Here is a 17532-nt window from a genome sequence, read left to right on the forward strand (position 1 = left end):
GTTCTTCGTCTTTGAAGTGCGTCATCTGAGGGGTCTCACCGGTGCGTCGTGGTGCGCCCGAGCACCACGACCGCGTAGGCGAGCAGCGCCGTGAAGAGCAGGACGGCGCCGTGGAGCTGGACCGCGCCCGGATCGGGCGCGGCGGTCATGAGGACCGCGGTCTCGGCGAGCAGCGCGCCCGCGCACAGCCCGACCGGGGCCGCGGTGCGGCCGAACGACTGGAGCATCAGCGCGACGACCAAGGCCCCGCCGAGGAGCAGGAAGCACACGAAGACCCGGCCCTCCCCCGACGTCGGGCCGGCGATCCCGATGGCGGTGCCGAGCAGCAGCGCCAAGGCCAGGAGGAAGCGGGCGAGCAGGTCGCCGAAGGCGCTCCGCGCGCCCGCCGCGAAGGCCCGCGGGGTGCCCGAGGTGTGCAGCAGCCCGTGGCCGCGCGCCCGGAACGCGGTGAGCAGCCATTCGGCGGGGCCCATCGCCACCGACAGCGCGACCATGGCGGCGCTGGTCGCCGGGGCCGGGGCCCCGTAGCCGCCGTAGGCCGCGACGATGGTGAAGGTGAGCAGGCCGCCCGCGAGCAGGCCGAACGCCGCGTAGGGCACGGCCCTGGCGGCCATCACCCAGCTCACGCCGGGGTCCTCGCCGCCGCGGGTCCGCTCGAGCGCCAGCGCGGCCACGGACAGCCCGGTGAGGGCCCAGCCGAACACCTGGAACTGCCAGGCGAGCCCGGCGAGGGTGACCGCGGTGCCCGGCAGCAGGCAGACCAGCAGCCATAGCTCGGCGCCCATGACGAGCGCGGCGGTCGCGGCCAGCAGATAGAAGCTCTGCGCGCAGGCGACGGCGATGATCGCCGGACCCGATCCGACCGCGATCCCCAGTGCCGCCGCCACGAGGGACAGCAGCGGGGTGCCTACCAGGACGCCCAAGGCGAGGATTCGCCTGCGCGCCCCGTCCGTCCGGGAGTAGGCGATGGCCGCCACGCCCTGGGAGACGGGCCAGCACAGGACGAGCGAAAGGGTGAGCACGAGACCACCGGAGCGCTGCCCGAGCAGGGGGCCCGCCGCGACGTAGCCGAGGCCGGGGAGCCCGAACAGCACCCCGCGCAGGAGATAACGCAGAGCCGTCTTCCACAGGGGTCCTTCGGCGGCCCACGGGTTGTCGTGGGAGATCGGCCGCGGGGGCCGCCGGACCGAGGTGTCGTAAAGCCGCTGGGCGAGGGTGAACACGTCGTCGAATCCGTATCGGTGGGCCGCCCTGTCGCCGAAGCCTTCGGCCTCCAGGGCCGCGGTCACCTCCAGCGGGTCGACGGCGGAGGCCAGGAGACCGGGAAGGCCCTCGGGCAGTTCCGTCTCGTCGGGGACGAGGCCGTCGGGCAGGTCGTCGCCCAGGTCGTCGAAGCGGGTGAGCACCTCGGTCATGCGCCCACCGGCTCTCGCGCGGCGGGCGGCCGGGCGCCGGCCAGTTCCGCGTAGACCGTGCGGAAGGAGGCGACCGCCTGGTCGACGGTGAAGTCCTCCAGCGCGCGGCGCCGCGCCGCGCCGCCCATGCTCCTGCGCCCAGCCCGGTCGCGCAGGAGCCCCAGGGCCGCCTCGGCCATCGCCGCCGGATCGCGCGGCGGCACGACCAGGCCGCACTCCCGCCCCCGGGAGTCCGGCCCGACCGCCTCGGCCACGCCGCCCACGTCGGTGGAGACCGTGGGCCTGCCGCAGGTCATCGCCTCGATGAGGGTGTAGGGGAAGCCCTCGGAGATGCTGGAGAGCATCACCACCGTCCCCGCCGCGTAGGCGTCGCGGATGTCGTCCACCCGCCCCTCGAAGGTGACGGCCTCGGCCGCGCCGAGCTTGGCGGCCAGCGCCTCGCACTTCGCGCGGTATCCGGCGTCGCCGCCCCCGAACAGCCGCAGGACCGCCTCGGGGACCTCCTTGCGGACCAGGGCGAACGCCCGGATGAGGGTCTCCAGGTCCTTGATCGGGTCGATCCGCCCGGCCCAGCTCAAGGTGGGCACGGCGGGTTCCGGCCCGGCCGGGGGGAACGCGCCGGGGTCCACCCCGTTGTAGATGGTCCGGATGGCCTCGGGACGGGCGCCGCAGCGCACCTCCCAGCGCTGGTTGTAGCGGTTGCCGGGGGTGATGAGGTCGGCCGTCCGGTAGCCCTCGGCGCACAGCAGCCGCAGGAACCGCAGCATGAGCGCCTTCACCGGCCAGGTGTAGCCGCGGGCGTAGCCGAGGTAGCGCTCCCGCAGGTAGATGCCGTGCTCGGTGAGGCAGATGGGCGTCCCGTGCGCCCACTTCGCCGCGAGGGCGGGCAGCACCGCGACGCCGTTGGACACGACGTGCGTCAGGTCGTCCTTCGGCTGGGGAAGGGCCAGCGGGCGCAGCGCGTGGTCCAGCAGGGAGACCGCGGTGAGCGCGTCGTGCACGCTCGGGCGGATCCCTTCGGGCATCGCCTTGCGCGCCCACTCCTCCATCAGCCAGACGACGGGTCCCTCGTCACCCAGGGCAGGCACGAGTCCGGGACCGAGGTCGAACAGGGCACGCAGGACCCCGTCGAACTCGGCGGTCTCCGCGGTGTCGGCGGCGCGGCCGCCTGCTCCCCCGGGCGCCTCCGCGCCCCGTGCCGTCAGCGCCAGCAGGGCACGGAAGGCGTCGGCGAAGGAGCGGGCCGCCTTGCCCGCCCGCCGCCTGCCGCGCGGGGCCGGGCCCCACAGCGCGAAGGGCTCGACGCGGACATGCGCGGGCGGGTCCCACACCCGCTTCTCCAGGCCGGTGCCGGTGAGCGCGACGACCCGGAAGTCGTGCTCGGGCATGCCGCGCACGAGCTGGTCGCACCACACGCTCACCCCGCCGAACGCGTGCGGGTAGGTGCCCTCGGTGACAAGGGTGATCTTCATACCGTCGCCGCACCTACCGTGAGGGTGACGGCGCCCGTCTGGTAGGCCGAGCGCTCACCCGCGTACTTCTCGCCGAAGACGACGAGGTTCAGCAGCCCCGTCCTGGTGCCCTCGGGCACGGTGACCGGCACCTGGACGCCGGAGGGCGCGCCGGAGACCTTGACCTTGCCGTCCTGGAGGTAGGCGGTGACCTGCTTGCTCGCGGCGCGCCAGGCGGCCTGCCGCTTGAGCTCCGCGCCGTTGTCGCGCATCCGCTGGTTGACCAGCGGGCTGTTGGCCGCGAACAGCGCGCCGTAGTCGGCGAGCACCCGGTCGAGCAGCGGGTAGAGGATGCGCTCCTCTGCCATGTTGGACTGGTGCACGTAGTGCGGCCGCGGGTCGTTGCGGAGGATGTGCGCGAGGGTGATCCTGGCGTCCAGCGGCACGATGTGCCCCAGGTAGCCGGTCGCGGGGTCCAGCGGGTCGATGCAGGTCATGATCTGCGGGTTGTCCTCGCAGATGCCGCTGCCGCCGTCGGCCCTGGAGGTGTAGATCCAGTTGTACTCGTCGGCCATCTCCGCGGCGGTGCCCACGTTGAAGTAGTTGGCCATCGGGTAGCGCGGGACGGTCAGGGCGGCGCCGACGGCGCGCTGGTCGAAGTCGCGGGAGGCGTCCGAACCGAGCCACTTCACGCCGGTGTCGGCGGCGGCGAGGGCGAGGTTGGGGTTGTCCTCGGGCTGCTGCGGCAGGATCTTGAGGCCGGAGTGCTCGCCGGTCACCAGTTCGTCGGCCTGGAGCGCGAAGCCCTGGCCGGCGGCCCAGGTCCGGTTGTCGGCGATCTGGGCCTTGAGGTAGGCGCGGGTCTGCCACACCGGCTTGCCCTGGGCGTCCTTCTTGCACGCCCAGGGGCTGACCGTGAAGTCCTGCTCGCATCCGAGGTAAGTGTGGTCGAGCGTGTGGTTGGCCCAGCGGAACTTCGTCCGCTGCTGCTTGAACGCGGTCAGCAGGGGGTCGCCGCCCTCGTTCGCCACGATCTCCTTGCTCGTGCCGCCGTTGAAGTACAGGTCCAGGGGGAACGCGCGCTGCGCCTGCCAGTCGACGGCCGCGGTGACGTCTGCGGGGGTCATCCGGATGTCGGGGGTGGTGACCGAGGGGTCCGTGCAGTTCTCGCCGGGGGTGCAGTTCTGGTCGCCGCTCCACCTCGCGTCGCGGGCGAAGACGTCGTCCACGTGGACGCTGAAGTACTGCCGGTTGATGCCGAGGTGGACGCCCTTGGTGAGCCACGTGACGAGGCCGTGGCCGAGCGCGCGGAACTGGGTCTGGTACTGGTTGGCGCTGAACGTCAGCACCATCTGGGACCTGGTGCCGCTGCTGTACACCCCGGCGAGGGTCTTGCCTCCGGAGGTGAGGTAGGGCTCGAAGTGCGCTCCCGCCGCGTCGGGGAGCGGCGTGGCGGGGTAGCCGTAGGTCTCGGGGACGGAGGGCGCCAGGTTCTCGAAAGGCACGCCGCCCTTGAGGTAGCGGAAGGCGCCGGCCTTGGCGGTGGCCGTCAGCTCCGCGGTGGTGCCGTCCAGCTCCCCGGCGCTGGAGGGGTAGTCCAGGCCGACGTCGGGGGTCGGGTACACGTACGAGCTGATCTGCCGGACGCCGAACTGCCGCTCGAACTCGGCGAGCGCGGTCATCTCGGCGGCGTCGCCGAACGGGGCCGCGTTCGGGAGGACGACGCCCTGGTACTTGGCCCGCGCCGCGCCGCCGACGGTGTCCTGGAGGAACGCGCGGGTGATGGCGGGACGGCCTGGCGCGCTCAGGTCCACGAGGTCGTAGGGGACGCCCTCGCTGTCGAGCTGGGCGGCCATCGCCGCGACGGACGGGCTCGACCCGTCGGTCACCACGAGGACCTTGAGGTCGATCCGCGGCCCCGCGGCCTGGGCGGCCGTGGGCAGGGCCACGAGGCCCGCGGTCAGTGCGAACACCGACAGGACCCGTATGCCGGGACCTTTCATAGAGTCTCCTCCGTAATCAGCTTGTTGCCGTGTGTAGCGTCTTTCATCCGGCACATGCCGTGGGGGAGAATCGGGTCCCGTTTCATGAACGGGCCGGTCCTAGGACCCGCCATCGGGCGACGGCGTGCTCGCGGTCGTCGGCCTTCAGACGGCGGTAGATCTGGTGGACGTGGTTCTTCACCGTTTTCTCGGATATGTAAAGCTCGCTGGCTATGCGGCGGTTCGACCAGCCGCGGGCGATCAATTCCATGACCTCCGCTTCGCGCGGCGTCAGGCTGTGGCCGAATCCGCGGGTCCGCCCCGGCGCCTCCGGTGACCCTCCGTGCAGCCAGTCGACCAGGGCGGTCGCCACCGGCGGCGACAGGTAGCCGCGGGACTGCGCGGCCGCCGCGACCGCCTCGGCCAGCTCCGCCGCACCGAAGTGCCCATGCGCCAGCACCGCGTGAGCGCCCGCGCGCAGCGCCCTGACCAGCAGCGCCGGACTCTCCTCCGGGGCGAGCACCACGACCTTGTGCACGGCGGCGAGGCGCTCCACCTCGGCGAGGCCGCGCGGCCCTTCGAGCCCCACCACCACGACCGCGGCCTCCCCCTCTTCCTCTTCCCCGTCCCCCTTCTCCTCGCCGCCGCCCTCCCGGACGGGCCGGGCGGCACGGTCGGCGACCAGCTCGATCCCGGCGGCCCCGCGGAGCAGGGCGGCCACCCCCAGCTCCAGCACGGGATTGCGCTCCACCACCCGGACCCCGACCGCGACAGATGACATGTCCCCCACCGAACGTCCTTGTCCACTGAGCCCACCCGGCTCGTCTCGTTCACCGAAAGTCACCGGTCCGGCACCCATCGTCCCCCAAGTGCCTGCGATCCCCCCGGTAACAATCCAAGTCAGTCCGGGTCACTCGGGAAAATGCCTGACTCGTTATGAAATGCCGGTTCCACCGTCGGTAATGAGCTGGACATAATGACCGCTTGTGATTTCGCGAAGCGCCGTCGTGGCATTTATCGCCCTGCTCGGAGTGCCGCTCGTGGCGGTCTCCGGCTCGTCGGCCGCCGCGCCGGGGCCGTGCGGCGGCATCTCCGCGCGGCCCTGGTGCGACCGGGACCTGAAGCCCGACAAGCGCGCCCGCCTCCTTCTCAAGGCGATGACACTGGAGGAGAAGATCGGGATGATGGCGGGCGACGACGCACTCGGCCCGCTGCAGACCCAGAACAACGCGAACGCGCATGAGGGGACCGTCCAGGGCATCGCCAGGCTCGGCGTGCCGACCGTCCGCATGGCCGGGGGCGGCCCCGCCGGGATCAGACAGGGCGAAGGCACCGCGATGCCCGCCCCCATCGCCCTCGGCGCGTCTTTCTCCCGAAGCGACGCCGCCCGCTACGGCCGGGTCGTCGGCGACGAGGGCAGGCGCAAAGGCAACGACATCATTCTCGGCCCCGCCCTGGACATCATGCGGCTCCCCAACGCGGGCCGCTCCTACGAGGCATACGGCGAGGACCCCTACCTCACCGCCGAACTCGGCGCCTCCTGGATCACGGCGGCCCAGGGGCGCGGCGTCATGGCGATGGTGAAGCACTACCCCGCCAACAACCAGGAGACCGACCGCTACACGATGAACGCGGTCGTCGGCACCCGCGCGCTGCGCGAGATCTACCTGCCCCCGTTCGAGAAGGCGGTCCGCGCCGCCGACGCCGCGGCCGTCATGTGCGGCTACAACAAGGTCAACGGCAAGGCGTCCTGCGCGAACGGGACCTTCCTCGGCAAGGTGCTGCGCGGGAACTGGGGCTTCCAGGGCTTCGTGGCCTCCGACTGGCTCGTCGGCGCGAAGAACACCGTCGCCTCCGTGCAGGGCGGCATGGACGTGGAGATGCCCATCGGGCTCGTCTACAGCAAGGACAGGCTGACCGACGCCCTGCGCGACAAGAAGATCACCGCCGGGCAGATCGACGCGCGGGTGCGGAACTACCTGCGCACCCTCTTCGCGTACGGCGTCTTCGACCGCGCGGCCTACCCCGACCAGCCGCAGACCATCGACGTCGGGGCGCACGACCTGACCGCGCGGTCGATCGCCGAGGACGGCATCACCCTGCTGAAGAACGACGGCGTCCTGCCACTGGCGCAAGGCGCGAGCCTCGCCGTCATCGGCTCGGCCGCCGGGGAGTACATCAGCGGTATCGGCTCCTCCCAGGTCACCCCGCGCGACCCCGTCACGGTCCTTGCGGGCCTCCAAGCGCGCGCAGGCGGGCCCGTCACTTACGCCGACGGGTCCGACCTCGGCCAGGCCGCCGCGACGGCACGCGCCGCCAAGGTCGCCGTGGTCGTCGTCGCCGACCAGCGCGAGGAGGCCGCGGACCTCAAGTGCCTCAAGCTGACGTGCGGCGCCCCCGACCGGGAGAACCAGGACGCGCTCGTGCGCGCCGTCACCGCGGCCAACCCCGACACCGTCGTGCTCCTCCAGACCGGCGGCCCGGTGCTCACCCCCTGGCGCGGACGGGCCGCGGCCGTCGTCGAGGCCTGGTACCCGGGCGAGCGCGGCGGGAGCGCGGTCGCCCGCGTCCTGTACGGCGACGCCGAGCCCGGCGGACGGCTTCCCGTCACGTTCCCCGTCAAGGACGTCAAGGCCGCCAAGGGCGGGACCGTCCGGTACACCGAAGGGCTCCAGGTCGGCTACCGCCGCGTCAACGCGCGCAAGACGCCCGTCGCTTATCCCTTCGGTCACGGCCTGACGTACACGACGTTCAAGTACAGCGGCATCAAGGTGAAGGGCGACCGGGTCCAGGTGACCGTCACCAACACCGGGGCCCGCGCGGGCACCGCGGTCCCGCAGCTCTACCTCACCTTCCCGCGGACCGCGGGCGAGCCGCCGCGGCAGCTCAAGGGCTTCACCAGGCTCGAGCTGAAGCCGGGCCAGGCCCGCCGCGTCACCTTCACCCTCGACAAGCGCGCCCTCTCCGTCTGGAAGGGCGGCTGGAAGGTTCCGCACGGCTGCTTCACCCTCGAAGTCGGAGCGTCCAGCCGGGCCCTGCCCTTGGCCGCCCCGCTGTGCCGCTGACCTCCGGCCGGGTCTCTTTCCGGCGACCGGGTGTCGGTGGAAAGGGCGTGATCGGTAGGTTGGGGCAGCTTCGAAGGTTGGAGGGCGTCTTGTTCGTCATCGGAAACCGGAAGGCGCGGGCCGCAGCGCTCGCCGCCGTCCTCGGCGCGGGTGTGCTCACCGGCACCGCCGCGCCCGCCACTGCCGCGCCCGCTGCCTGTGTGCTCGGCAAGTGGAAGCAGACCACCTACTCGTCCGACACCGTCGGCGTGAACTACCGCGCGAAGACCAGCGGTGCCAAGGGCGTCAAGCTGACCGTCAAGCGGAAGTCGCTCGCCTATGACTTCACCGGCTCCGCGCGGGAGAACGCCGCGATCACCGCGTCCGGCACGAAGTGGAAGGGCTGGACACAGTACAAGGGCAAGCTGACCTTCACCGCGACGGTCAAGGGCGCCAAGGCCGGCACCATGACGGCCAAGCCCAAATCCGTCAAGGGCGGCGCCACCGGGACGTCGAAGATCACCAGCCCGACCGCGGGCGACCCGCTGACCTGGCGCCTCGCCGAGAACATCCGCGACGGAGGCTCGGAGTCGGTCTCCCCGGCCAAAGCGTCGTTCACCTGCGCCGGCAAGAAGCTGACGCTGAACTCGACGATCACCTACGGCGCCGAGAAGACGACGGTCAAACGCGTCTTCACCCGAATCTCCTGAGCCGTCCGGACGTGCGGCCCGTTGGGGTGCTTCCCGGCAGGGAGGCGCTCACGCGGCGTTCATCCGGTTCGGCTGTCGTGCCCGTCGCGTCCGCTATAGGTTGGGCGCCTGTTCCCGAGCGAGGAGTCACAGTGGTCCCCGTGGTCTCAGTGTTCGCACCGCGCGCGGCGCTCGCCGCCGCCGTCATCGGCCTCTGCGTCGTCGCCCCGGCGTCGGCCGCCTCCGCCGCGCCGAAGGGGTGCGTCATCGGCACCTGGAAGCAGACGGGCATGTCCGGCACGGTCATCGCCGACGACTCCTACACCGAGGTGCACGGCGGCGCGGGCGTGAAGCTGACCATCGCCCGGACGTCCGTGCGCTACGACTTCAACAAGTCGGCCAAGGAGACCACGACCGGCGAGGTCGAAGGCATCCACTGGTCCGCCTGGACGAAGTACACCAAGCTGCTCTCGTTCGACGCGACCGTCAAGGGATCCGCGTCGGGAAGCGTCCGGCTCAAGCCCAAGACCGCCGAGGGCGGCGCCATCGGGCGGAGCCAGGTCGCGAACCTGGGCCCCGAGCGGAGCTGGAAGCTGCGCACCACCTACCGCGGTGGCGGCCAGGAGAGCATCGCGCCGATCAAGTCGTCGTTCACCTGCAAGGGCAAGTCCCTCACTCTCAAGTCCGGTTTCTCCTTCGACGGACGCAAGATCACCGTCGACCGCTTCTTCACCCGGGTGCCATGACCGTCTACACCAACGCAAGGATCGTCACGCCCACCGGGGTCATCGGCCGCGGCTGGCTGGAGGCCGAACACGGCCGCATCACCGGGGTCGGCACCGGCGACCGGCGGGGCCGGGACCTCGCCGGGGCGTGGCTGCTGCCCGGCTTCGTCGACCTGCACGTGCACGGCGGCGGCGGGCACTCGGCCATGACGTCCGAGGCCGCGATCCGCGAGGCGGTCGCCTTCCACCGGGCGCACGGCACGACCACGACGCTCGTCAGCCTCGTCACCGCGCCCCTGCCCGACCTCGCCGAGGCCGCGGGCTGGATCGCCGACCTCACCGAGGAGGGCCTGGTCGCGGGCTGCCACTTCGAGGGCCCGTTCCTCGCGCACTCGCGCTGCGGCGCGCAGAACCCCGCGGCGCTGCGCCCGCCGAGCCTCGCCGACCTGCGGCTGCTCCTGGACGCCGGGCGCGGCACGGTCAGGCAGGTCACCGTCGCGCCGGAACTGGTGAACGAGGAGACCGGCGAGGACGGCATCGACCTCGTCCGCGAGCTGGTCTCCCGCGGCGTCGTCGCCGCGGTCGGGCACACCGACGCCACCTACGCGCAGGCCAAGGCCGCCTTCGCCGCGGGCGCGTCGCTGGTCACGCACGCCTTCAACGGGATGCGGGGGCTGCACCACCGCGAGCCCGGCGCGGTCGTGGCCGCCGCCGAGTCCGCCGGGGTGGTCCTCGAGATCATCAACGACGGCATCCATCTCGACCCGGCGATCGTCCGGATGATCGACCGGATCGCGCCCGGCCGCCTCGCCCTCATCACCGACGCCATCGACGCGACCGGGATGGGCAACGGCGAGTACCTGCTCGGCGCGATGCGGGTGCGGGTCGAGGACGGCACCGCCCGGCTCGTCGAGAACGGCTCCCTGGCCGGCAGCACCCTGACGATGGACGCGGCCCTGCGCAGGGCCGTCCAGGACGTCGGCATCCCCATCGAGACCGCGTCGCGCTACGCCTCGGCGGTCCCCGCCCAGGCGCTCGGCCTCGCCGATCGGGGCGCGCTCGTCCCCGGCAGGCGCGCCGACCTCGTCATCCTGGACGCCGACCTGCGGGTCGTCGAGGTCCCCGAAGCCGACTGACGGGCGCCCGCCCGGCCTCAGCCGGGCGGGGCCCGAAACCCGTGCCTAGGCCTCGCGGCCTTCGGCGTGCAGGGTCAGCCAGACGCGGAGCGACATCTCGAAGGCCATCCGCGCCTCGGGGTCGTAGAGCTGGTCGCCGAACAGCTCCTCGAGCTGGTGCAGGCGGTACCTGACGGTCTGCGGGTGGACGTGGAGGCGCGCGGCGACCTCGGTGGCGTTGAACCCGTTCTGGAGGCAGGCCAGCAGGGTGCGGGCCAGCCTGTCGCGGTGCCGGGCGCGGATGTCGAGCAGCGGCGCCAGGCGCGCGCGGGCGACCGTCCAGACGAGGTCCTCGTCCTTGAAGACGACGAGGCTCGGCAGGTGGTCGACGCAGCGGATGAGGCCGTCGTCGGGCACCACGCCGCGGTGCGCCAGCGCCAGCACCTCGCGCGCCCAGCGCAGCGAGTTGCCGAGTTCGGTGAGCTCGACCGTCGGGCCGATCGCCGCCGACCAGTCGCGCAGCGCCGTCTCCAGGGCCTGCCTGCGGCCCGGGCCGTCGGGGTCGGGCACGATCAGGCACGGCTCGTGCCGGTTGAGGTCCATGAGGACGTCCGGCGGCAGCGCGGGCTGGAGGTACTCCTCGGTGCGCCGCTCGCGCAGCGCCACCGCCGCGACGGACCTGGGCGGCCGCCATCCGGCGTCGCGGGCCGCGTCGGCGATCGCCGAGGGCGAGGGCGTCTGGTCCGACAGCAGCATGTCCAGCAGCCGCCGCCTGCGCCGGGACTGCTCGCCGGCGACCTGCTCGCTCGCGGTGTGGTAGCCCGCCGACGCGGCCGAGGCGAGTTCGTCGAGGAAGAGCAGGATCGCCTCGGCCAGATCGCCGAGCGACGAGCGCGGCAGGTCGTACCGCTCGGACTCCAGGGTGATCCGGCGCAGCGCGACCCGGGCGCCGATCCGCATGGCGATCTGGAGGTCGTCGAGGCTGCGGCCGACCCGCGCCTCGCCCCAGCCGATGTAGCGGAAGACCTCGGTGAGCTTGTCGAGCGAGGCGTCGGGGTCGGTGATGAGCTGGACGAAATGCTGGAGCGCGCCCTCGACGGCGGTCCGGATGTTGGTGACGTAGGCGGGTTCCATCCGGGCGAACTCCGGGACGCCCGCCTTGATCTCCTCGATCATCTGATCGGCGACCCCGCCGATGAACGGGGCGAAGAACGCGTCCCAGTCGCCGGGAAGCTGCGGGAACGCCCTGTGCGACGTGCCGTCCAGCGTGATGGACATGGCCTCACCTCCCGGGGGTGTCGCCTGTTTTTCCGTTCTGTTGCGGATCGCAAGTTACCGGGGCGTACGCAGCTGCGCACCACCATCACGGACAAAACCACCGAACAGTTTGTCAGTCAGGTGACAAAGCCGGGAGTCGACGGGGTCGCGGGACGGGCGCCGGTCAGCGGCCTCCCATGATCAGCATCGCCGCGGTGCGGACCATGGAGCTCACCTCGTCGCGCGGCCTGGCCAGGGTGGTCAGCCCGATGAGGGCCGACAGCACCAGGTGCCCGATCACCACCTCGACGTCCTCGACGGGCACGCCCGCGACCTCGTCGATCGTGTGGTCCGGGTCGATGGCGCCACCGAACCTGTCGCGGACGTAGCGGAACAGCTCGTTGCGCGCGTCATCGACGCCCGAGTCCCCGGAGGTCGCGGCCTGAACGATCGCCGAGGTCAGCGGGAGGTTGTCCGCGGCGATCCCCACCAGCGCCTCGAGCAGCCCGCTCAGCCGCTCGACCGGATCGCCGACGGCGGCCCCGGCGATGTCCTCGATGACCCGGGCCCAGTCGGCGGCGACCTCGGTGAGCAGATGGTCCTTGGAGGAGAAGTACCGGTAGACCGTCGCCCTGGCGACGCCCGCGCGGTCGGCCACGTCGTGCATCGTCACCGCGGGGTAGCCGCCCTCGCTCGCCAGCTCATGGGCGGCCTGGATCAGCCGGGCGCGCCGAGCCTGCTGGTCCTTGCTCAGAGTGCGCGTGACGGTGATCCGTACGTCGCCGGCCAAGGTGGCACCTCCACTTTTCCAAGAACATCTTCGCGTACCGGCACCATCCCGTCACCCCCGGCCCTGACTGTTGTCCGGACGTGACCATGCGCGCGGCTGATTGGTCTAGACCATATCGGGCGGCCAGGTGACGCCGCTGGGTATTTACGCTGATCAACAGGCATGGGGGTCGATCTCATGACTTGCCGAAAGTAAGTACTTGGGAGTAGCTTGACGGACGCCTGACCAAGGGTGTCAGGAATCACCCCTTTAATCCCGAGTTTGGGGAACCCCCACATGAAGCATGCGGCATCCACCGCGACCGGCCGGGTCAACTGGAAGCGGTTCGGCCTGATGATGGTCCCGGCGGGCCTCGTCGTTGGCGCGTTCGGCTTCGCGACGGCCTCCGGCGCGCTCGCGTCGTCGTTCGCGATCTCCGGCAGCAACTTCACGGTCACCGCCGACGAACTGACGGGCGAGGGCTTCGTTCAGTACGGCGGCACCGTGACCCCCGCCGGCAAGAGCACCACCCCCGTCGCGGTCTCCGGCATCCGCAAGGCGACGATCAAGAACATGTGCCAGTCGGTCTCGCTCGGCCCGTTCGCGCTGCGCCTCACCGCGGGCGACGGCGGCACCCCGGTCACCGCCACCGACCTCGTCCTGGACATCTCGACCCTGACCGGCGACGCGGAGTTCGGCGACATGGAGATCGGCCGCGACGCCAGCACCCTGGACGCCGCGGGCGACATCCACGCCGACCCCAAGGAGGGCGCGGGCATGTTCGGCCAGCAGGCCGACACGGTGAAGATCACCGACCTGAAGCAGACCGCCTGGGCGACCACCGCGGGCACCTTCAACCTCCCGAACCTGAACCTCCGCTTCGTTGGAAGCGGCGATGTCTGCAAGTAGCGCTCCCCTCCCGAGGACGCTCGCCGGATTCCGGCAGTGGCGGCGGACACGTCCCTTCTGGGGTGGCGTGTTCGCCGTCCTGGCGGGCCTCGAACTCATCTCGATCCCCTTCGCGCCCCTGGCGCTGAGCATCCACCAGGGCATGCCGGGCGTCGCGTCCTGGCTGGCCGGGGCCCTGCTCATCACCGGCGGCGTGCTGGCCTGGGTCCACCCGGTCCAGCGGCACTTCTACGGGATCATCGCGATGCTCGCCGCGCTGGCGTCCTTCCCCACCTCCAACCTCGGCGGGTTCCTCCTCGGCCTGCTGCTGGGCGTCGTCGGCGCGGGCATGATCTTCGCCTGGGCGCCCGGCCGTGACGGTGCCGTCGACGGCGGCGCCGAGCGCGCCCGTGACGAGATCGCCCCCGGCCTCGTCTCCTGACCGACGTCCTTAGGAACCTCCCCGTGCGCGCCAAGCCCCTGGCCCTGACCCTGCTCCCGTCGCTTCTCGCCGCGCTGTGCGCCGCCCCCGCCTTCGCGGAGGAGACGCCGCAGACGGCGACGCCCGGGACGACGGCCGCCTCCCCCGCGGCCGCTCCCACGGCGGAGACGGAGCCCTCCCCGGCTCCGTCTCCGTCGCCCTCCTCCGAGACGTCCCCTTCGCCTTCCGGCGAAGCGTCCGTTTCGCCGTCCGTCGAAGAGTCGCCCACCGAGGAGACGACCGAGGCCGCCGCCTCCCCGAGCGAAGGCGCCGGAGCCGGGGAGCAGGCCAAGGCCGCGGAGACGGACGTCGCGAAAGACACCGAGGCGAAGGACGCGTGTCCGGAGGTCCCGAAGGACGCCGCCACCGTCACCCAGGAGCAGGCCGCCGCCTTCTACAAGGCGTGGAAGGCGGCGGACTGCACCGTCCCCGCGGCCGACACGAAGGCCGCGCCGGCCGATCCGTTCACCACCTACACCGAGGACGTCACGCTGACCGCCGACGTCCTCACCCAGACCGGGCTCACCTACGACGGCGTCGTCACCCTCCCGACGTCCACCGGGTCGGCGCGGCTGCTGAAGTTCTCGATGAGCACCGCGAAGCTCACCGGGCTGCGCCAGACCGCGGGCGGCCTGACCCTAGGCGCCGCCGAGTTCGGGTTCTCCGGCTCCGTCGTCATGTACGCCGCCAGCATCACCGGCAAGGCGTTCGGCCTGCTGCCGATGACCCTGACGCCGGACGCGCCGCCCCCGCTCGTCCTCCCGGTGATGATGTTCACCGACGTCACCGTCACCGGAACCGCGGTCACCGCGGCGAAGGCGACCGTGTCCGGCCTCGACCAGCGCTGACGCGTCAGCGCAGCAGGACGACCGCCACGGCGATCGCGATCACCACGACCACGAGCGACACCGCGATGACGATGGTGTGGCGCGTTCCGGAGTCGCCGGAGAGCAGCGGGGCGGGCGGCGGAGTCTGGTAGGGCTGCTGCACGTAGCCGTAAGGCGGCGGCGGCTGCGGCGGCGGGATGTGCTGCTGCTCCAGCGACCAGCCGTGCGGCTCCAGCAGGGTCCGCGCCTCCGGCTCGGCCTCCCTCCGCGCGGGCGGGATCCGCAGCGGCCGCACCGCCGGGTCGAGCACCGTCTCCAGCGCCACGTCCTTGTCGCGCGGCCGGTCGAGGACGGTCTCGTCGTACTGGGTGGGCATCGGATTGGGCCGGGACGTCGACACGTCCGTCAGCAGCGGCATCGCCTGGTCGCCGGTCATCCGCGCGGCGGGCTCGCGGACCAGCAGCCCCTCCAGGACGCGGGTCAGGCGGCCGGCGTTGCGCGGCCGCGGCACCGGCTCGGAGAGCGCCGCCGACAAGGCCGCCATCGCGTCCGGGCGCTCGTAAGGCGCGTACCCCTCTACCGCGGCGAAGAGCGTCGCGCCCAGCGACCACAGATCGGAGGCCGCGGTGGCCCGCTCGCCTTGCACCCGCTCCGGCGGGATGTAAGCGGGCGACCCCATGACCAGGCCCGTCTGGGTGAGGGTGACGTCGCCCTCCATCTGCGCGATGCCGAAGTCGGTGAGCACGACCCGCGCGGGGCTGCCGTCGGTGATGAGGATGTTCGACGGCTTCACGTCGCGGTGCAGGATGCCGCGGGCGTGCGCGGCGCGCAGCGCATCGAGGACCTGGAGGCCGATCTCGGCCGCCCGGTGCGGCTCGATCGTCCGCTCGGCGTCGAGGATGTCCTGGAGCGAGGGCGCGGGCACCAGCTCCATGACGATCCAGGGCCGCCCCTCCTCCTCCACCACGTCGTGCACGGTGACCACGTTCGGGTGGTTGAGGCGGGCCGAGGCCTTGGCCTCGCGGAGGGTGCGCTGCTTGAGCACGTCCTTCTCACGCTGGCTGAGCCCGGGGCCGAAGGTGACCTCCTTGACCGCGATGTCGCGGTCGAGCATGGTGTCGGTGGCGCGCCACACCGCGCCCATGCCGCCACGGCCGATCTCGCTCAGCAGTCGGTACCGGCCGCCGAGCAGCCGCCCCGGACCCTGTTCCATAACGTGCCTCTCCCCCGGGCTCTGGAGAACAGGCTCACCACCATCTCACGAAGCACACGAATCCAGAATATTCTGGGCGGTGGTCTTGTTCTTTCCCCAGGTCTTGCCGGGGAAGACGACGAACAGCGCAACGTGCCGGTCGTTCGAGATGAACCTGCGGTTGATCGCGCGCATCCACTTGCCGCCCTTGCTGAACCTGTGCCGCAGCTCCGCCATGGCGGTACCGCCGAGCGAGAAGGTCCGCAGGCCCGTCTGCTCGTAGTCCTCGAACTTCGCGCCGTAGCCCTTGAAGGAGTCACTCGGCGTCACGCCCGCGTCGCCGTCGGACCAGTCCCGCAGGTCGAGCTGCACGTAGGCGCCGGTCTTCGGGTCCTCCCAGGTCGCGTACTTCAGCTTGGAGTCCAGATGGGCCTGCCGCCAGCCCTCGGGGAGCGTGAGGGTGTACCCGAGCGCCTCCTGGGTCTGCTCCGTCCCGAGGATCTGGTCCCGGAACGCGTAGCCGACTCCCGCGACGAGCATCACCGCGGCGACGGCCAGCGCGAGGTGGACCCGCCATGAGGTCCGGCCCCCGGCGGGGCGCGGCCCGGCCGTCGGCGGGGACGGCGCCGCGGGCCGCTCCGCGTAAGAAGACTGCTCGCCGTACGCGGGCCGGGTCTCGGCGTTCCGAGGGGTCGGCACCGACGGCGGGGCGGGCGGCGGAGGCGCCGGACGGGCGGCCCTCCCGGGGTCCGGCATGGTGACGACCGCGGGGGCGATCGGCCTGAACAGCGACTCATAGGTGTCGCCGCTGCGCTGCGACTCGGGCACGAACCTGGGCGCCGGGGTCACCGGGACCGCCCTGGCCTCGGCGTGCGCGCGGTGCAGCATCTCGGCGGCCGTCGCGGCGTCCAGCCGCGCCTCGGGATCCTTGTCCAGCAGCCCCGTGATGACCCGGACGAGCGGCCCCGCGCGGGACGGCTCGGGAAGCGGCTCCATCATCACCGCCGCAAGGGTCGACAGCACCTCCGGCCGCTCGAACGGCGGGGTGCCCTCGCACGCGGCGTACATCAGCATCCCCAGCGCCCAGAGGTCGGACGCCGGACCCGGCTTGAGCCCTTGGGCGCGCTCGGGCGACAGGTACGCGGGCGAACCCATGACGATGCCCGTCTGGGTCAGGGCCGCGTCACCCTCGAGCTGCGCCACCCCGAAGTCGGTGAGGATCACCCGGTCGTCGGCGAGCATGACGTTCGCCGGCTTGACGTCGCGGTGCAGGATGCCCGCGGCGTGCGCGGCCCGCAGCGCGCCCAGCACCTGCTCGCCGATCTCGGCGACCCGGTCGACCGGGAGCGGTCCGCTGGAGTCCAGCGAGTCCTGGAGGGTGCGCGCCCGCACGTACTCCATGACGATCCAGGGCACCCCGTTCTCTTCCACGACGTCGTGGACGACGACGATGCCCGGGTGGCTCAGCCGCGCCGCGGCGCGCGCCTCCCGCAGCATCCGCTTGTAGAGCACCTCGCGGGCGTGGTCCTCGAGGCCGCGCGGGGCGATGACCTCCTTCACCGCGACCTCGCGGCCGAGCACCTCATCCTTGGCCAGCCACACCGTGCCCATGCCGCCGCGGCCCAGCACCGAATCCAGGCGGTACCGCGCCCCCAGCAGCCTTCCCTCGCCCTGTGTCATCCGGCGGTCCCCATCGT

General features: G+C 72.1%; 15 protein-coding genes. 7 read left to right on the forward strand and 8 right to left on the reverse strand.

The genetic code is table 11. The features are described 5' to 3' along the window. Window positions 1–35: 35 nt before the first annotated feature. From EDD29_RS37375 to EDD29_RS37390, 4 genes are all read right to left on the reverse strand, one after another. Window positions 36–1415: a hypothetical protein gene (locus EDD29_RS37375; protein ID WP_123668915.1), complete on the reverse strand. Its 1380-nt coding sequence runs from the start codon at window positions 1413–1415 to the stop codon at window positions 36–38. After that, on the reverse strand, window positions 1412–2887 hold the full coding sequence (gene pelF, locus EDD29_RS37380) for a GT4 family glycosyltransferase PelF (RefSeq protein ID WP_123668916.1): 1476 nt from the start codon (window positions 2885–2887) through the stop codon (window positions 1412–1414). Before pelF ends, EDD29_RS37375 begins: the two co-directional genes overlap by 4 nt. Then, window positions 2884–4869 carry a hypothetical protein gene (locus EDD29_RS37385; RefSeq protein WP_123668917.1) on the reverse strand — a complete coding sequence of 662 codons (1986 nt, stop codon included), beginning with the start codon at window positions 4867–4869 and terminating at the stop codon, window positions 2884–2886. The genes pelF and EDD29_RS37385 overlap by 4 nt, the downstream gene beginning before the upstream one ends. An 82-nt stretch (window positions 4870–4951) precedes the next feature. Continuing rightward, the gene (locus tag EDD29_RS37390; RefSeq protein ID WP_148086225.1) at window positions 4952–5629 is read right to left on the reverse strand and encodes a helix-turn-helix transcriptional regulator; all 678 of its coding nucleotides are present in this window, start codon (window positions 5627–5629) and stop codon (window positions 4952–4954) included. A gap of 205 nt (window positions 5630–5834) precedes the next feature. Between EDD29_RS37390 and EDD29_RS37395 the strand changes: the two genes are divergently transcribed. The 4 genes from EDD29_RS37395 (at window position 5835) to nagA (ending at window position 10442) form a co-directional block, all read left to right on the forward strand. Further along, on the forward strand, window positions 5835–7913 hold the full coding sequence (locus tag EDD29_RS37395) for a beta-glucosidase family protein (RefSeq protein WP_148086226.1): 2079 nt from the start codon (window positions 5835–5837) through the stop codon (window positions 7911–7913). 89 nt (window positions 7914–8002) lie between these two features. After that, window positions 8003–8602 (forward strand): hypothetical protein, encoded by a 600-nt coding sequence (locus tag EDD29_RS37400; RefSeq protein ID WP_123668920.1) that lies wholly within the window; start codon window positions 8003–8005, stop codon window positions 8600–8602. Between the two features lie 140 nt (window positions 8603–8742). Further along, a complete protein-coding gene (locus EDD29_RS37405) occupies window positions 8743–9327 on the forward strand; it encodes a hypothetical protein (protein WP_148086227.1) in 585 nt (194 codons plus the stop codon). After that, on the forward strand, window positions 9324–10442 hold the full coding sequence (nagA, locus tag EDD29_RS37410; protein ID WP_123668922.1) for an N-acetylglucosamine-6-phosphate deacetylase: 1119 nt from the start codon (window positions 9324–9326) through the stop codon (window positions 10440–10442). The genes EDD29_RS37405 and nagA overlap by 4 nt, the downstream gene beginning before the upstream one ends. A 45-nt stretch (window positions 10443–10487) precedes the next feature. Here the strand turns inward: nagA and EDD29_RS37415 are convergent, their stop codons facing one another. Together EDD29_RS37415 and EDD29_RS37420 are read right to left on the reverse strand one after the other, a co-directional pair. After that, window positions 10488–11699: a PucR family transcriptional regulator gene (locus tag EDD29_RS37415; protein WP_123668923.1), complete on the reverse strand. Its 1212-nt coding sequence runs from the start codon at window positions 11697–11699 to the stop codon at window positions 10488–10490. A gap of 163 nt (window positions 11700–11862) precedes the next feature. Continuing rightward, entirely contained in the window at window positions 11863–12468 is a 606-nt protein-coding gene (locus EDD29_RS37420) for a TetR/AcrR family transcriptional regulator (protein WP_123668924.1), read from the reverse strand. A 276-nt stretch (window positions 12469–12744) separates the two neighbouring features. Here EDD29_RS37420 and EDD29_RS37425 point away from each other — a divergent pair, with 276 nt between their 5' ends. The 3 genes from EDD29_RS37425 to EDD29_RS37435 are packed head-to-tail and all read left to right on the forward strand — an operon-like array spanning window position 12745 to window position 14664. Further along, a complete protein-coding gene (locus tag EDD29_RS37425; protein WP_123668925.1) occupies window positions 12745–13356 on the forward strand; it encodes a DUF6230 family protein in 612 nt (203 codons plus the stop codon). After that, window positions 13343–13777 carry a DUF6114 domain-containing protein gene (locus tag EDD29_RS37430; RefSeq protein ID WP_211360131.1) on the forward strand — a complete coding sequence of 145 codons (435 nt, stop codon included), beginning with the start codon at window positions 13343–13345 and terminating at the stop codon, window positions 13775–13777. Before EDD29_RS37425 ends, EDD29_RS37430 begins: the two co-directional genes overlap by 14 nt. Before the next feature lie 23 nt (window positions 13778–13800). Continuing rightward, on the forward strand, window positions 13801–14664 hold the full coding sequence (locus tag EDD29_RS37435) for a hypothetical protein (protein WP_123668926.1): 864 nt from the start codon (window positions 13801–13803) through the stop codon (window positions 14662–14664). Window positions 14665–14668: 4 nt separating this feature from the next. Here EDD29_RS37435 and EDD29_RS37440 read toward each other — a convergent pair whose 3' ends face one another. After that, complete coding sequence (locus EDD29_RS37440) at window positions 14669–15856, reverse strand: serine/threonine-protein kinase (RefSeq protein ID WP_123668927.1); 1188 nt, start codon at window positions 15854–15856, stop codon at window positions 14669–14671. A gap of 45 nt (window positions 15857–15901) precedes the next feature. Beyond that, window positions 15902–17515 carry a serine/threonine-protein kinase gene (locus tag EDD29_RS37445; RefSeq protein WP_123668928.1) on the reverse strand — a complete coding sequence of 538 codons (1614 nt, stop codon included), beginning with the start codon at window positions 17513–17515 and terminating at the stop codon, window positions 15902–15904. Window positions 17516–17532 lie beyond the last annotated feature (17 nt).

Origin of the sequence: Actinocorallia herbida (assembly GCF_003751225.1) — a bacterium.
Lineage (GTDB): Bacteria > Actinomycetota > Actinomycetes > Streptosporangiales > Streptosporangiaceae > Actinocorallia > Actinocorallia herbida.

Excerpts from the sequence above, each read along its gene's own strand:
- EDD29_RS37430 (WP_211360131.1), top strand. The coding sequence starts at position 13,343 with ATGTCTGCAAGTAGCGCTCCCCTCCCGAGGACGCTCGCCGGATTCCGG.
- pelF (WP_123668916.1), bottom strand. The coding sequence starts at position 2,887 with ATGAAGATCACCCTTGTCACCGAGGGCACCTACCCGCACGCGTTCGGC.
- nagA (WP_123668922.1), top strand. The coding sequence starts at position 9,324 with ATGACCGTCTACACCAACGCAAGGATCGTCACGCCCACCGGGGTCATC.
- EDD29_RS37425 (WP_123668925.1), top strand. The coding sequence starts at position 12,745 with ATGAAGCATGCGGCATCCACCGCGACCGGCCGGGTCAACTGGAAGCGG.
- EDD29_RS37440 (WP_123668927.1), bottom strand. The coding sequence starts at position 15,856 with ATGGAACAGGGTCCGGGGCGGCTGCTCGGCGGCCGGTACCGACTGCTG.
- EDD29_RS37415 (WP_123668923.1), bottom strand. The coding sequence starts at position 11,699 with ATGTCCATCACGCTGGACGGCACGTCGCACAGGGCGTTCCCGCAGCTT.
- EDD29_RS37375 (WP_123668915.1), bottom strand. The coding sequence starts at position 1,415 with ATGACCGAGGTGCTCACCCGCTTCGACGACCTGGGCGACGACCTGCCC.
- EDD29_RS37385 (WP_123668917.1), bottom strand. The coding sequence starts at position 4,869 with ATGAAAGGTCCCGGCATACGGGTCCTGTCGGTGTTCGCACTGACCGCG.
- EDD29_RS37445 (WP_123668928.1), bottom strand. The coding sequence starts at position 17,515 with ATGACACAGGGCGAGGGAAGGCTGCTGGGGGCGCGGTACCGCCTGGAT.
- EDD29_RS37390 (WP_148086225.1), bottom strand. The coding sequence starts at position 5,629 with ATGTCATCTGTCGCGGTCGGGGTCCGGGTGGTGGAGCGCAATCCCGTG.